Origin of the sequence: Hydrobacter penzbergensis, from assembly GCF_900106985.1 — a bacterium.
Taxonomy (GTDB): Bacteria; Bacteroidota; Bacteroidia; order Chitinophagales; family Chitinophagaceae; genus Sediminibacterium; species Sediminibacterium magnilacihabitans.
In genome coordinates this window covers 1-13,416 of record NZ_FNNO01000005.1, presented here as the reverse complement: position 1 = coordinate 13,416, position 13,416 = coordinate 1, and the positions used below count along the sequence as shown (strand labels likewise).

Annotated in this window: 14 protein-coding genes; 3 read left to right on the top strand and 11 right to left on the bottom strand. The window is 46.6% G+C overall.

The genetic code is table 11. From position 1 onward, the window contains the following. The first annotated feature begins 52 nt into the window (after nucleotides 1-52). Entirely contained in the window at nucleotides 53-748 is a 696-nt protein-coding gene (locus BLU98_RS06795; protein ID WP_092723294.1) for a Crp/Fnr family transcriptional regulator, read from the top strand. On the opposite strand, the gene BLU98_RS06790 is transcribed toward BLU98_RS06795, so the two are convergent. From BLU98_RS06790 to BLU98_RS06745, 10 genes are all read right to left on the bottom strand, one after another. After that, a complete protein-coding gene (locus tag BLU98_RS06790) occupies nucleotides 737-1,558 on the bottom strand; it encodes a ThuA domain-containing protein (RefSeq protein WP_257574771.1) in 822 nt (273 codons plus the stop codon). The two genes, BLU98_RS06795 and BLU98_RS06790, sit on opposite strands and share 12 nt — an antisense overlap. A gap of 10 nt (nucleotides 1,559-1,568) precedes the next feature. After that, nucleotides 1,569-1,895 (bottom strand): cupin domain-containing protein, encoded by a 327-nt coding sequence (locus BLU98_RS06785; protein WP_092723292.1) that lies wholly within the window; start codon nucleotides 1,893-1,895, stop codon nucleotides 1,569-1,571. A gap of 10 nt (nucleotides 1,896-1,905) precedes the next feature. Further along, nucleotides 1,906-3,039: a glycerate kinase gene (locus BLU98_RS06780; RefSeq protein WP_092723291.1), complete on the bottom strand. Its 1,134-nt coding sequence runs from the start codon at nucleotides 3,037-3,039 to the stop codon at nucleotides 1,906-1,908. A gap of 8 nt (nucleotides 3,040-3,047) precedes the next feature. Next, entirely contained in the window at nucleotides 3,048-4,004 is a 957-nt protein-coding gene (locus BLU98_RS06775) for a D-2-hydroxyacid dehydrogenase (RefSeq protein ID WP_092723290.1), read from the bottom strand. A 12-nt stretch (nucleotides 4,005-4,016) separates the two neighbouring features. Beyond that, complete coding sequence (locus tag BLU98_RS06770) at nucleotides 4,017-5,633, bottom strand: L-lactate permease (RefSeq protein WP_092723289.1); 1,617 nt, start codon at nucleotides 5,631-5,633, stop codon at nucleotides 4,017-4,019. A gap of 20 nt (nucleotides 5,634-5,653) precedes the next feature. Next, nucleotides 5,654-6,157, bottom strand: a complete 504-nt coding sequence (locus BLU98_RS06765; RefSeq protein WP_092723288.1) for a GNAT family N-acetyltransferase — start codon at nucleotides 6,155-6,157, stop codon at nucleotides 5,654-5,656. Nucleotides 6,158-6,344: 187 nt separating this feature from the next. Beyond that, nucleotides 6,345-6,866, bottom strand: a complete 522-nt coding sequence (locus BLU98_RS06760) for a DinB family protein (RefSeq protein WP_092723287.1) — start codon at nucleotides 6,864-6,866, stop codon at nucleotides 6,345-6,347. Nucleotides 6,867-6,924: 58 nt separating this feature from the next. Further along, a complete protein-coding gene (locus BLU98_RS06755; protein WP_092723286.1) occupies nucleotides 6,925-8,358 on the bottom strand; it encodes a Gfo/Idh/MocA family oxidoreductase in 1,434 nt (477 codons plus the stop codon). A gap of 104 nt (nucleotides 8,359-8,462) precedes the next feature. After that, entirely contained in the window at nucleotides 8,463-9,731 is a 1,269-nt protein-coding gene (locus tag BLU98_RS06750) for an amidohydrolase family protein (protein ID WP_092723285.1), read from the bottom strand. A gap of 7 nt (nucleotides 9,732-9,738) precedes the next feature. Beyond that, on the bottom strand, nucleotides 9,739-10,737 hold the full coding sequence (locus BLU98_RS06745) for a hypothetical protein (RefSeq protein WP_092723284.1): 999 nt from the start codon (nucleotides 10,735-10,737) through the stop codon (nucleotides 9,739-9,741). 256 nt (nucleotides 10,738-10,993) lie between these two features. On the opposite strand from BLU98_RS06745, the gene BLU98_RS06740 reads away from it, so the two are divergent. Then, nucleotides 10,994-11,431, top strand: a complete 438-nt coding sequence (locus tag BLU98_RS06740; protein WP_092723283.1) for a hypothetical protein — start codon at nucleotides 10,994-10,996, stop codon at nucleotides 11,429-11,431. Between the two features lie 24 nt (nucleotides 11,432-11,455). After that, entirely contained in the window at nucleotides 11,456-12,091 is a 636-nt protein-coding gene (locus BLU98_RS06735) for a class I SAM-dependent methyltransferase (RefSeq protein ID WP_139173859.1), read from the top strand. On the opposite strand, the gene BLU98_RS06730 is transcribed toward BLU98_RS06735, so the two are convergent. Then, entirely contained in the window at nucleotides 12,088-13,308 is a 1,221-nt protein-coding gene (locus tag BLU98_RS06730) for a DEAD/DEAH box helicase (RefSeq protein WP_092723281.1), read from the bottom strand. The genes BLU98_RS06735 and BLU98_RS06730 overlap by 4 nt on opposite strands. Nucleotides 13,309-13,416: the final 108 nt, after the last annotated feature.

Below are 13,416 nucleotides of genomic sequence, written 5' to 3'. Positions count from 1 at the left end.
TACAATATTTTATAAAACCCGTATTTGTATATAATCTTTGTATCATTGCTATATGCAAGTGAGTTCCTGTAATATTTCAGATTGTTTTCTCTGCAGCTCCTGCCTGCCCGAATGGAAGGCCCTGGTAGAAGTAAAAAAAACGACCCTGCGTTTCAAAAAAGGAGCGCAAATATTTGGTGAAGGCGGGAAAGTGACCGGTATCTATTTCCTGTATTCCGGGTCGGTAAAAGTGCATAAAGAATGGGGGGAGCAAAAAGAACTGATCATCCGTTTTGCAAAAAAAGGAGATATCCTGGGGCACCGGGGTATGGGAAGCGATCCGATATACCCGATCTCTGCAACAGCATTGGAAGATGTGAAACTCTGTTTTATTGATAATGCTTTCTGGGAAGCAACCATGAAAAGCAATCACGCGCTTACCCATAAGCTGGTACAGTTTTATGCGGTTGAACTACAGCAAGCCGAAAAGCGCATGCGCAACCTGGCACTGATGGAAGTAAATGCAAGGATTGCCGATGCACTGCTGGAAATGAAAGAAATATGGGGTGTTAACAGCGAAGGTTATATTTCGGTTCCTGTGGCCAGGCGCGATATAGCCGCTTATGCCGGCACCATTTACGAAACCGTGTTTAAGTTTCTCTCAGAACTTACACAAAAGAAGATCATCGCCACTTCGGGGAAAAGCATACGCATCATCGATGAAGAAAAACTGAAACAGCATATAAAAACAAAAAAGTCAATCGGCTAGGCTTCCTGTTCCCAGCCAGATCAATGCATCCCTGATCAGCTTGTTTTGTTCGGGACTACTGAACGTAGACGACAGGCTGCAGTTAGTGCCGCCATAATCCATATCGTTATGTCCCATGTTCAGGTAAATCATCCGGTATTTTTTATTCGTCCATACAACCGGGTAATAACCACTGTGCCAGATCTCATGCGGTTTGGGCCCCGTGCCCAACGGGAAGCTGGTAGGATCGATAGACAATAAGATATCGATATCGGCATTCTGCCGCAGGTCGTTTTCCCAGCGATACCATTCATTCGGTGCCGTTTTAAATATTTGCGGGAGGTGCTGTGTTGCAGGTTGTTTCTTTTCTACACGCACTATTGCTGAAGTAGGCCGCCAGGTATTACTGGCATATTGACCCGAGCCGAGGAAATGATTGTGATACCAATTCCAATTTTGCGGGTAAGCCGAAGGCGTTAATGCAAAAGCTGAAAAATGAAATCCCATCCATGCGCCGCCTTGCTCCATGTATTGTTGAAATGCTTCGCGTTGTTCCGGCGCTTCAGGGCGACTATCAAGAAATATAACTACGTTGTATCGTTTCAATGTGTCTTTGTTCAACCGGCTCCAATCGTTTGTAGCTGTATAACTGAAATGATTAGCTGCTGCCAACTGTGTAAACCAGGGATTGGCTTCCTGCACAAAACTGATATGCGCAAGGTCTTGCTTGCCGGTATAAAAACCCAGCACATTGAACAAAGGCTTGTCTTGTGCCGGTAACAGGAATGGCAACAGGCAGGCAATCAATAAAAAATGTACGTACCTGAACAAGGCTAAAATATTATGTGGCAAAGGCTTTGTAATCTTCCCGAACCGGACTGAAGACATCGAAAAGTTTACAGTCGGTAAGAGCCGTTCCGCCATGTTCCGTCATTGAAGGGGTGACCACGGCCATGCCCGGGGTGTACACTCTCGTTTCTCCATTAACCGTAAATTCAAATTCGCCTTCATGTACCTGCATTACCTGTTCATGGATGTGTTTATGCAATGGAATGGAAGACCCTTTTTTTACCTCCCAGTAGGCCAGTGTCATGGAATCGGCATGAACGAATCTTGCCCAAAAACCCGGCACCACTTCTTTTGCAACAATTGCATTTATGTTTATCATGTATCTGTTTTTAGGTGTTCAACGTTAATAAATTTCCCAGTTGACCGGCAAGTCGTACCAGGTTTTGATGCGTATGTTTCAATGCATCTGTTAAAGGCGATGGTTCATTTGTTATCGACAATAAAACATCGAAGTATCGATTGAGTTCATGGTGAGTATTCAATGGCACTTTCCCCGCCATTCCTATCACCGGAATACCTTTTGCTTTTGCCCGCACTGCAACCCCGAACGGCGCTTTGCCTTCCAGGCTCTGCTCATCGATACTGCCTTCCGCTGTGATCACAAGATCGGCTTTTGACAGGGCATCTTCAAACCCTACCCGGTCGAGATAATAATCGATCCCATTCACCAGTTGGGCATTGAGGAACGCGAACAGTCCTGCTGCCGCTCCTCCTGCCGTGCCACCGCCATTGATGTCATCCACTTTTTTACCCGTGTTGCGATGGATGATCGTTGCAAACTGTGTAAGGTATTTTTCAAGTATGATCAATCCTTCTGCTGTAGCGCCTTTTTGCGGACCGAAAACCCTGGCTGCCCCCTTATCACCCAATAACTTATTTTGAACATCGCACATGACAATAATTTCTGTACCCGGTATTCTCTTGTCGAGCTTGCTGGTATCGATTTCATTTAGCGTTGCCAGGTTCTCTGGGTTGGGGAACAGTTCCTCACCCGATGCATTTAAAAACCGAACCCCCAATGCATGTAATATCCCGGCCCCGCCATCTACTGTTGCAGAGCCGCCCATGCCGATGATGATTTTCTTTACGCCTTTGTCCAGCGCTGCTTTTACCTGTTCGCCTGTTCCGTAAGAAGAGGCTTTCAATGGGTTCAGGGCTGCCCGTTCCAATAAACGGATACCAGCGGCGTTGGCCATTTCTATCACAGCAGTATCCTGGTTATCGATTAGTCCGAATGAACTGTCTATGATACTTCCCAAAGCATTATGTACCCTGCCTGTTATATGAATGCCATTGCTTTGTTTGATGAGCAGCTCTCCTGTTCCATCGCCGCCATCGCCAACCGGTATTTTTTCACTGGTGAAATGCAACCGGCTGCTTTGCAATCCCATCTCAATAGCATCGGCAACACTGCCTGCATCAAGACTGCTTTTGAAAGCGTTCGGTGAGATCAGGATATGCATGATGAATTTTAGTTTACAACATTTACCGGTTTGCCTTGCATAAATGCGTTCAGGTTGTCAACGGTAATCTGCATCAACCTAAGCCTGGCTTCTTTACTTGCCCAACCGATATGTGGTGTGATGATGCAATTTTTGGCTTTCAACAGCGGATTATCCGGTGGGGGCGGTTCTGTAGTGAGCACATCCAGTCCGGCGCCGGCAATCACATCGTTGTTGAGTGCGTGCGCAAGATCATCGTCTTCCACTACCGGTCCTCTCGATGTATTGATCAGGAAAGCCGTTCGTTTCATCTGTGATAAAGTGGTTTTATTGATCAACCCTTTTGTTTCGGGCACGAGCGGACAATGCAGGCTAATTACATCTGCATTTGACAACAACTCCGGCGTGTCTACCCAGCGGAAATCCTGTACACCTGTATGTGTCCGCCGGGTTTTGCTGGTACACAAAATATGCATACCGAATGCAGCACCAACAGCAGCCACTTTTTGGCCTATATTGCCAAACCCAATGATACCAAGGGTTTTACCTGATAACTCTGAAAGCGGATAATTCCAGAAGCACCAGTCTTTCGACTGGCTCCATTTACCGGATGCTACGGCATCGCTGTGCCGCTGTACATGATTGGTTAATTCCAGCAGGAGCGCGAAAACCGTTTGCACCACAGATGCCGTACTGTAATCCGGAGCATTACACACGATGATGCCCTGTGTTTTAGCAGCAGCCGTATTCACCACATTGTACCCGGTGGCCAATACGCCTATGTATTGCAGCTTGTTTAACTGTTTCAGCGTTTCCTCTGTAAGCGGTGTTTTATTTGTAAAAACAATCTCAGCGCCTTCGCATCTTTTTACGATTTGATCTGCCGGGGTTCTGTCATAAACCGTTAACTCACCTGATTGTTGCAAAGCCTCCCAGGAGAGATCTCCCGGGTTCAATGCATATCCATCCAGTACAACTATTTTCATGTCTGTTCTATTTTAAGGCACTATCCACTTAAGCCAGTATGCCTGCGCCAAAGTCATCATACTGATGAACAAGAGCATGATAAAGCTATGCTTTATCGTAAACCGGAGCAGATTCGATTCTTTGCCAATCATAGAGCCGGCTGCGGCCGCTACGGCAATAGAGGATGGCGAGATCATTTTACCTACTACGCCCCCGGAAATATTGGCCGAAACCGTAATCACCGGATCAACGCCTATTGAAACCGCCGTTGTTTTTTGTGTATGGCAGAACAGGGCGTTGGATGATGTATCGGAGCCGGTTACAAAAACGCCCAGCCAGCCCAGCACCGGTGCAAAGAATGGGAACAGTACACCTGTGTTGGACAATACTTTCGATAAGGTGCCGGTAATACCTGAATTGTTCAGGATATAAGCAAAACCCAAAACAGCAGCAATCGTAACGATGGGTATTTTAAGTTGCACAAGGGTTTGTATGAATATTTTCCATCCGTCTTTAACGCTTAACCCCAATAGCCATACACCTACTATTGCCGCAAATAAAATAGCGGTACCCGCCGCGGAAAGAAAATTAAACTTGAACACTTGCGGTAACAATTTGTCTCCTTCCGGCAGCATAATGGCATTGTGCAAACCGGGTATTGGAAACGATAAAAGACTGATACTATCCAGGAAACTTTTTACCGGCTTTAATCCCCATACAATCACAAAAACCGTGAGCACCATAAACGGCGCCCAAGCCTTGGTAATGGTTTTAGCGGAATGAGAGGTTTCATTCGCTGCCACCACAGCTGATTCATGAGGAAATCTCCATATCGTTTTTGGTTTCCAGTAACGCAGTAACACCAGCAAAGAAACAATTGAGCACACACCTGCAATGATATCCGGCAGTGTGGGTCCCAGGAAGTTTGATGTGAACCACTGAAAAAAAGCGAAAGACAAACCCGATACCAAAATCGCTGGCAACACTTCCATGGCCTTCCTGAATCCGGCCATCAATACCACCAGGTAAAAAGGAAGCAGCATGGATAAAAATGGCAGTGTTCTTCCCACCATTTGAGATATGGCCATTTCAGGTATACCGGTTACCTGCGATGCAACTGTTACCGGGATGCCGATAGAACCAAAGGCCACAGGAGCTGTATTGGCAATCAGGCATAAGCCTGCCGCATACAACGGATCAAAACCCAAACCTACCAGCATCGCTGCAGTGATGGCCACTGGTGATCCAAAACCTGCAGTCCCTTCCAAAAAAGAACCAAAAGAAAATGCAATGAGCAAGGCCTGTAAACGCCTGTCGGGCGTGATGGAAGCCATGAACTGTTTGATGATCTCGAACCGGCCGCTCTTCACCGTTACATTGAAAAGGAATACTGCCGTGATCATGATCCAGCATATCGGGAAAATTCCATACAGCATACCATGTGCGGTAGATAACAGAGCAAGCCCGGCAGGCATCTGGTAAATGAAAATAGCAATGGGTATGGCCAGGGCGGTTGCCAGCAGGCTGGCTTTGTAGCCTTTCATTTTTTTTACCAGGAGGGCCCAGAATACAAACAGTATGGGCAAAACAGCCACCGCCGCCGATAAGGTTATATTATGAAACGGATCAACTAATTGCTTCCAGTACATGCTGTTGTATTATTCCTTTATCAGGCAATCCGTTTGCCTAAAATTTTCAAGCCCCTTTCTTCTCCGTCCAGTATCGCAATATTGGGCAATGTAGCCCAATCTTCAAATCCAAAATGCCTGAACAGTTTCAGGCTGGGTTCATTGTGCGAGAAGATAAATCCGAGTAAGGTCTTGATACCGAATTGCGACGACTCATCGATACAAAACTGCAGGACTTGTTTGCCCAGTCCCTTCCCTCGCTGGTTCTCCGCCAAATAAATACTTATTTCAACCGTACTATCATAAGCCGGCCTTCCGTAAAAAGATTGAAAGCTAACCCAGCCAACTATTTCATCATGGTTATTTTCAATAACCCAAAGCGGTCTCCTGGAAGCGCTGTGTTCGTTGAACCATCCTTGCCTGCTTTCAACCGAAACCGGTTCGGTATCGGCTGTAACCATTCTCGATGCAACCGTTGAATTGTATATCTCAACAATTTTTGCCAAATCTGCCTGGGTTGCATCCCTGTATCTTAGTTCTTCCATTTGATCACCTATACCTCTAAGATACTCATTCATTAAAACAATCGGTCAACACTTCTTCTATAATTTCCCTTGTCAGGGGTTTGTGTTTGAATCCGGCAAGCGCAGCAATTTGTCCGGCCTTTGAACGGTCGTCGGGGTTAATGGAAGTAGAGAGCATTACAATGACCGCCTTTCTTTTTTCAGCAGGTTATTGCAATATCCGCAGGTATTCGATCCATGGCCCCACTGCCTCTTTGTATTGTTTGGCCATCACACGCGACACCTGTGCAATATGGTTCAGGTCGTGGGCAACCCAGGTGGCCAACAATTGCTCCAATGTTACTTCTCCGAAAGAAGGGTGGATACCTGTTTTGCCGAGATCGTTATGGGTGAGTTTTTTTGAACGAAGCAGGTCTATATTCTCCATACGCACTTTGGTGAATTCATCCAACAATTGCGACAAGGTTTTTCCTTTGCTTTCTTCAAACTGGGCAAACCGGTTGAAACGTGCAAATGTTTTATTGGGCCCATCTGAAAGGATAATCTCCATGCGGGCGACCCAGTCGGTTCGCTCTCCATGAATCAGGTGTCCCATAACATCATAAGCGCTCCAGGTTTCACCGCCTTCATTGTTCAGTACCCAATCATCGGCAATACCCCGTAACAGGGTATTCAGCACATCGGGTGTGCGCCCAAGGATCTCTATTGATTTTTCAAGATCGAACTGCATGGCATTATGTTTAAGTGTGTAAATCGCCACTGCAATTTACACACTTAAACCGCCAGTCTTATACTTTGTAATACTGCTCCCATCCTTTGCGGGGAGGTAGCCCCGTCAGCATTTCATTGGCCATTTTGTTATTGGTGATGGTCTTCGTTTTCCGGTCGAACTGCAGTTTCGTGTTCAGTTTTTGCGCCAGCACACCCAGGCAGAATACCTGGCTCAGCGGACCGGCAATCGCGAATGGTGAACGCGTTTCTTCTTCTCCCTTGCAAGCCTTCAAAAAGTTGGCATAATGGTTTGAAGTGCTGTTGGGTACTTCCGGCAGTTTAGAAGCCATTTCTTTTGCTTTCTCCTCCGGTATGATGGAAAGTGTGCTTCCATGCGAGCCGCCTTTGAAAGTAAGCTCTTTGCTGTAGATGATCTTACCGGGATTCAGTTTGGGCGCCTGCAGGGATCCGCTGCTGGGCGGCGGGATATTGGGGTCGAGTCCCATCACGCCATACCCTTTAGGGATCGGCGGCAGGTTGTTCACCCCATCGTACCAGGTGATATCACAGGCCGGCATATTACCACGCTCGGGGAAACGGAAGAGGATGGTGGATGATTGCGGGTAGAAGAATGCATTGTGCCCTTCTGCTTTCAGCATGCCCACTTCATATGGCAATCCTAATGACAGGAACTGGTGAGCGGTATCGATGAGGTGTGCACCCCAATCGCCCAGCGCGCCCATACCGAAATCGTACCAGCAACGCCACTGGCCGTTGATATAATCGTGGTTATAGTCGTGCAGTTGTGTTACACCATGCCAGGTATCCCAATCGAGCGTAGAAGGAATGGGCTCTTTGGGAGGGAGTTGTTTGATATGTGCATCCCAGCCATGCCAGCGGCGGGCGCTGTTCATGTGTGCTGTGATAGCGGTAACATCTTTGATGATGCCTGCTTCTTTCCATGCTTTGAACTGGAAATAATTAGCTTCTGAATGTCCCTGGTTACCCATTTGTGTAACCACTTTGGGATGCTTCGCAGCCGCCTTCATCATCAGCTCCACCTCATTAAAGGTGCGTGCCATGGGCTTCTCCACATATACGTGTTTGCCCAGTGCCAATGCCATCATGGTAATAGCGAAATGCGAATGGTCAGGTACGCCGATGCAAACTGCATCTATCTGGCTGCCCATCTTATCGAACATCATCCGGAAATCCTGGAAGCGGGGCACGTTGGGAAATTTTTGCAATACCGCCAATGTCTGTGGCGCTCCCATATCTACATCGCAAAACGCAACAAAATTGGCCAGTCCTGTTTTATCGAAAGACATTACATCCGATCCGCCCTGGTTACCGATGCCAATACAGGCGAGGTTCACTTTTTCGCCGGGCTTGATGGTTTTCGGTGCAGGCCCACCCCATGCTTTGGTGATGATAGAAGGGAATGCGGATGCTGCTGATAACAATGCTGCATTTTTTAAAAAGGAGCGGCGCGATTTTTCGGAAGGCTTCATGGCAAACAAAAGATTGGTGAATGCTCTAAAGTAAGCGGAAAAAATAAAAAGCCATCCTCCGTTGGATGGCTTTGCATAAATAGCATATGATTATGCTCATTTTTTTATACTACCCGCCCGGGATAATATTTGCTATGCAAGAACTGCTCTACATTGTGACCCGCCATCTGGTCCCAGGCAGTGCCACTACCACAAGGTTGCGCCAGGGCATCGCTTTTGAATTTATTATAATCATCCTTTTCCGGTATCTCCTGCTCTGTCATGAAAAAATCGGTACCAAAAAGAAGGCGGTTAGTGAACATGTTATTTTTCAGGTCATCAAAAACCGGTGCATGCACTTTGGTATTGTGTACTGCATAAGAGATATCTGTGTACAGGTTAGAGAATTCCTGCATCAGTTCCTGTATCTGGCTGCACCAGTTCTTTTTCTCAACACCATATAATGCACGTTCATTGATGGGATAACCATGTGCCGCCAGGATGTGTTGGTCTCCACCATAATGGGCCAGGCATAGTTTCAGTTCTTTCTTGAACGCGTATTTAAAATAATGCAGCATTGATTTGTAACTGGCCGGTTCGAGGAAATACGAACAACTGATCTTGTTATTGTTTGCCGTATTGGTGCCGAATATTTTCTTCCAAAAATGAGACTCCTTCTGATAAACAGGCTGGTCGTACATTTTCCTGGCATACGGATCATAAAAGTTCAGGGTCGATTGCAGGTGGCGGGTATCATTGTTGTAAATGCCTCCAAGGTAATTACAGTGACTAAGAACGGGCACTTCATTTTCTGCGGCCCATTCCAGTGTTTCTTTCAGCCTTTCATCGAAAATATAAAAGCCCGTGCTGGGATACAATTTCAGGCCCACAAAGGGGTACACCGAACGGGAAGCATTGATGCGGAGCTTAGTATCAAAATATCCGGCCACCATATCTTTCAGTTTCTTTCCTTTGGCGTCCCATCGCGGGTCAAGTCCTAAAAATACCAGGAGCCTGTCGGGATATTGTTGTTTCACTTGCAACAATTCCTCTATCTGCCCTGCAAAACCCGAGGTGGAATAGCCGGCGCCACACTCTTCCATGAACATAGACAACGCCACGAATTTGATATCCGGATCATTGTATTGCTTCAACAAGTCTTCAAAAACATCGAGCTGTCCGCAGCTTTTGCCGATCTTCAAAAAACTGGCGTAGCGTTTCCCTGCTGTTCCGGGTAATTTAGACAACAGCCACGCAAGCGCCAGGGCTCCGGGCCGGGTATTCGTCATGGTATCAATAGCGTTTGCAACGGCATCGGGCAAATACATGTGCAGGAAACGCCTGGGGGCATTGTCCATCGTAAAAACATGACTGTGTACATTATAGTATTGCATGGCAGGGTTATTTAGCGCGTTTTGGAATGTTGTTATTGGTTCGCTTCAGCAGGTTGAACCAGAAGGGAGCGCCGAAGCTGGCAGCAAAACCGCTGATCAGGATGCCCAATAGCTTCGTCCATATTTCATTCCAGCTCATCGCGTGCCGCACCGATCGTTTGATAATGCTGTAACCCATGCCTACCGGTAGTTTCAGCGATTGGGATAATGAATCTATTTTTTTTTCATAAGCCTGTGTTTGCTGCATCATGCTTTGCATATCGGCTTGCGCGGTATCGCTCTTTGCCTGTTTTTCCAGCCATTCTTCATTCTGTTGATAAAAATGGAGGATCGCCCCTCTGCTGTTATCGTCTTTGCTGAACAGGTTAAACAACTGTATACTATCTACATTGATGAGCAATGCGATCAATACACCCAGCATGAACAATCGCATGCGTGTTTTTTTCTGATACCATTCTGTTATGCGGCCTGTTAATTCTGTAAACCACTGTGCTATGTTTGCCAGCAGCAACTCATATACTTTCGATTCATCTACGGTTCCGTTGACTGTCGACCGCAGTTCTGCATTATCCATGAATTGTTTCAATGAAACCATCACATCGCTGGGCTGCAGCACGAGCGTGGCTGCTTTGAAATCGTGCAGCAGCGGATTCTGGTAACGGATCGCTTCTGCGGCAGCGTCTTTTTTTCTTTGTACCAATTGCGACTGGCCTACAATATCTATCATAACTGACGCGAATAATTCAGGCGCTATATTACTGGTAGGTTTATTGACCGCCCTGCTCAACAGATCTATCGAGCCATGCGCATAGAGGAGTTTGGCCCAGTTGATGTCGTTTGGATAGTCGTGCAACTGCTGAAGCAGGTATTGCTTCATGAACCGGCCACGCTCGGCTTTTACCCTTGTAACGGACTCGTGGATCATGCTGCACAACATGGCAAACAGCGCCCAGCAAATAACAATGGAAATGGCTATGGACAGGATGGGGGTAGATAGTAGGTTCATAAGAGATCTTTTTGGCGTACGAATTGTTAAATTACTCGTTGCGGCCAGCTTTTGCAATGGGAAAAACACCCTATTTCAGGCGTAAAACACTGAATCCGGAAAAATGTTGCCAGGACCTGCTCCTGCCTGGTTGCAGAAGTAAATAAATTTAACCAATTTTGTAGTGTAAAGGCTCTTCTACAAGGCATTGGACCAGAATGGCATTTTCCGGTTGTATGGTTTATGATTTCAGTAATGAACTTAAAACCAGAAATATATGGAATCCGCTTCACCGTATAAGTACACCCTCCCCGTAAGAGGAATCCTCGGAGGTTTGTTTGTAGGCATCGCCGGAACAGTTATCAACCTTGCCTTTGACATCATTTACCGTAAGATCACCGGTTATGAATTCGCCGAATACATCGGCATCAATTCTATCATTTTCTTTACCATTCCTACCTTGATCGCCGCGGGAATCGTGTATGCCGTTATTCGCGAATACATCAAAAAAGGCCTCATCGTGTATATTGTTCTCGCGGTAATACTGACCGTGATCGTAGCATTCATTCCCCTTGGACCTAACATGTTACCCTCGGGTGCTGCCATGCCTCCTGCTGCGCGCGGTCTTACTATGGGCATTGAGATCATTACCGGCGCCATGGGTGCATTTGCGCTGCCTTATTTTGCAGAACACCCGAATATCTGGGGCAGTTGATGTTGATTGTTGCACCTTTGCCGCATGATTTTTGAACTGGAACTGCGGCATTTTGAATGGGATGGTCACCAGCAATCATTGTATGTTCCCAATCAGGAGCAGGTACGCCATTTGTACCAGCAAAATACTACGGCTCCTTTCCCTTACTGGGCCCGTTTATGGCCTGCTGCCATAGCAATGGGCAGGTGGTTGGTTGAAAACAGATCTTTACTCCGGAACAAAAAAGTGCTGGAACTGGCCGCCGGCCTGGCACTCCCTTCTTTGATCGCTGCGCATTATGCGGGTGAAGTATGTTGCAGCGATTATCTCCCCGAACCGTTAGCAGTAGTGGCGCGATCTATTGCGCATCATCAATTAACATCGATCCAATGTCAATTGCTCAACTGGCATCATTTGCCGGCAGATATAGAAACTGATATCCTGCTTTTGAGTGATGTGAATTATCACTCTTCGGAATTTGATGCATTGATGCGTGTGATCATGCATTTCCTGCACAAAGGAACCCGTATCGTGCTCACCACGCCGCAACGGTTGGCAGCGAAACCATTCATAGAAAAATTATTGCCTTTCTGCACAACGCAAAAAGAAATGGCGATCGATCACGACGGCAGCATTACCATCATTAGTCTATTGCAATTGGGTGAAGAAAAAACCGTTTAGTTTTTTTTATGCCTGGGAGGTCCGTGGAACCTTCTTTTTTTATGATGAGGGGGGCGTCCCTGCCTGGGCTGATAAGCAGGCACTGGTCCGAATACTTCCGGAACAACCGCCTTTTCTACCTGTCTTTCTATCAGGCTTTCTATCTGTGCAAACTTATTTTGTTCTCTTTCGCTGATGAGGGTATACGCTGTTCCTTCGCTGGCCGCCCTTGCCGTACGGCCAATGCGGTGTACATAATCTTCTCCATCGTTGGGTACATCGAAGTTGATCACCAGGTCGATGTCTTCGATATCGATACCCCTGCTGAGGATATCTGTTGCTACGAGTATCTTGAGTTTCTTATTCCTGAAATCCTGCAACACTTGTTCGCGTTGTTGTTGCTCAAGGTCGGAATGGATTTCTTCTACAGAAAGCCGTGCCCGCTTCAGTTCCCGCGTAAGCTGTTTCACGTTTTGCTTCTTCGAACAAAATACAATGACACTTTGGAAATCTTTATGCGTCAGTATGTCTTTGATCAATGGTATCTTCTGCGCTTCATATACCACATAAGCCTGTTGCAGAATTTTTTCGGGCGGCTTGGAGATCGCGATATTGATCTCTTCGGGTTGATGTAATATTTTCCTGGCCATCTCCCGCATCTTCATGGGCATGGTAGCGGAGAACAACAGGTTTTGCCGCTCTTTGGGAAGAAAAGAAATGATCTTCATGATGTCATCATGAAAACCCATATCCAGCATGCGGTCGGCTTCATCAAGCACCAGGTATTTCAATCCTTTCAGTTTCACATAGCCCATGTTCAGGTGGGCGATCATACGGCCGGGTGTACACACCACCACATCTACTCCATGCGCCAGCGCTTTTTTCTCGGTGGCAAATGAATTGCCATCGCCGCCTCCATATACTGCTATAGAACTTACATCGGTGAAGTAGGAAAGCCCCTCCATGGTTTCAGCGATCTGTATCGCCAGCTCGCGCGTAGGTACAATGATCATGGCATTGATATCGTGCTGCGCGTGAGGGTGGGTGAGTAACTGGTGTATGAGGGGTAACAGGAAGGCCGCTGTTTTACCGGTACCGGTTTGTGCAGAAGCGATGACGTCTTTCCCTGCCAGGATAGGACTGATCACCTGCTGTTGAACGGGCGTTGCCGTTTCGTAACCCATTGCATCTATGCCTTCCAGTAATCGTTCGTCCAGGCCAATGTCTCTGAATTTCAAAATTGAATCGTTTTCAGTGTTGTTTCGATGTTGAATAAATAAGTTCTTTGAAATTATTGTCTGTATTGGGTTCTAGCAGATTTTGCAATGGAAACGATTTGAAAATTG

Coding starts and splice junctions, on each gene's coding strand:
- BLU98_RS06780 (WP_092723291.1), bottom strand. CDS start 3,039: ATGCATATCCTGATCTCACCGAACGCTTTCAAAAGCAGTCTTGATGCA.
- BLU98_RS06785 (WP_092723292.1), bottom strand. CDS start 1,895: ATGATAAACATAAATGCAATTGTTGCAAAAGAAGTGGTGCCGGGTTTT.
- BLU98_RS06760 (WP_092723287.1), bottom strand. CDS start 6,866: ATGCAGTTCGATCTTGAAAAATCAATAGAGATCCTTGGGCGCACACCC.
- BLU98_RS06745 (WP_092723284.1), bottom strand. CDS start 10,737: ATGAACCTACTATCTACCCCCATCCTGTCCATAGCCATTTCCATTGTT.
- BLU98_RS06770 (WP_092723289.1), bottom strand. CDS start 5,633: ATGTACTGGAAGCAATTAGTTGATCCGTTTCATAATATAACCTTATCG.
- BLU98_RS06775 (WP_092723290.1), bottom strand. CDS start 4,004: ATGAAAATAGTTGTACTGGATGGATATGCATTGAACCCGGGAGATCTC.
- BLU98_RS06765 (WP_092723288.1), bottom strand. CDS start 6,157: ATGGAAGAACTAAGATACAGGGATGCAACCCAGGCAGATTTGGCAAAA.
- BLU98_RS06750 (WP_092723285.1), bottom strand. CDS start 9,731: ATGCAATACTATAATGTACACAGTCATGTTTTTACGATGGACAATGCC.
- BLU98_RS06740 (WP_092723283.1), top strand. CDS start 10,994: ATGGAATCCGCTTCACCGTATAAGTACACCCTCCCCGTAAGAGGAATC.
- BLU98_RS06795 (WP_092723294.1), top strand. CDS start 53: ATGCAAGTGAGTTCCTGTAATATTTCAGATTGTTTTCTCTGCAGCTCC.
- BLU98_RS06755 (WP_092723286.1), bottom strand. CDS start 8,358: ATGAAGCCTTCCGAAAAATCGCGCCGCTCCTTTTTAAAAAATGCAGCA.
- BLU98_RS06735 (WP_139173859.1), top strand. CDS start 11,456: ATGATTTTTGAACTGGAACTGCGGCATTTTGAATGGGATGGTCACCAG.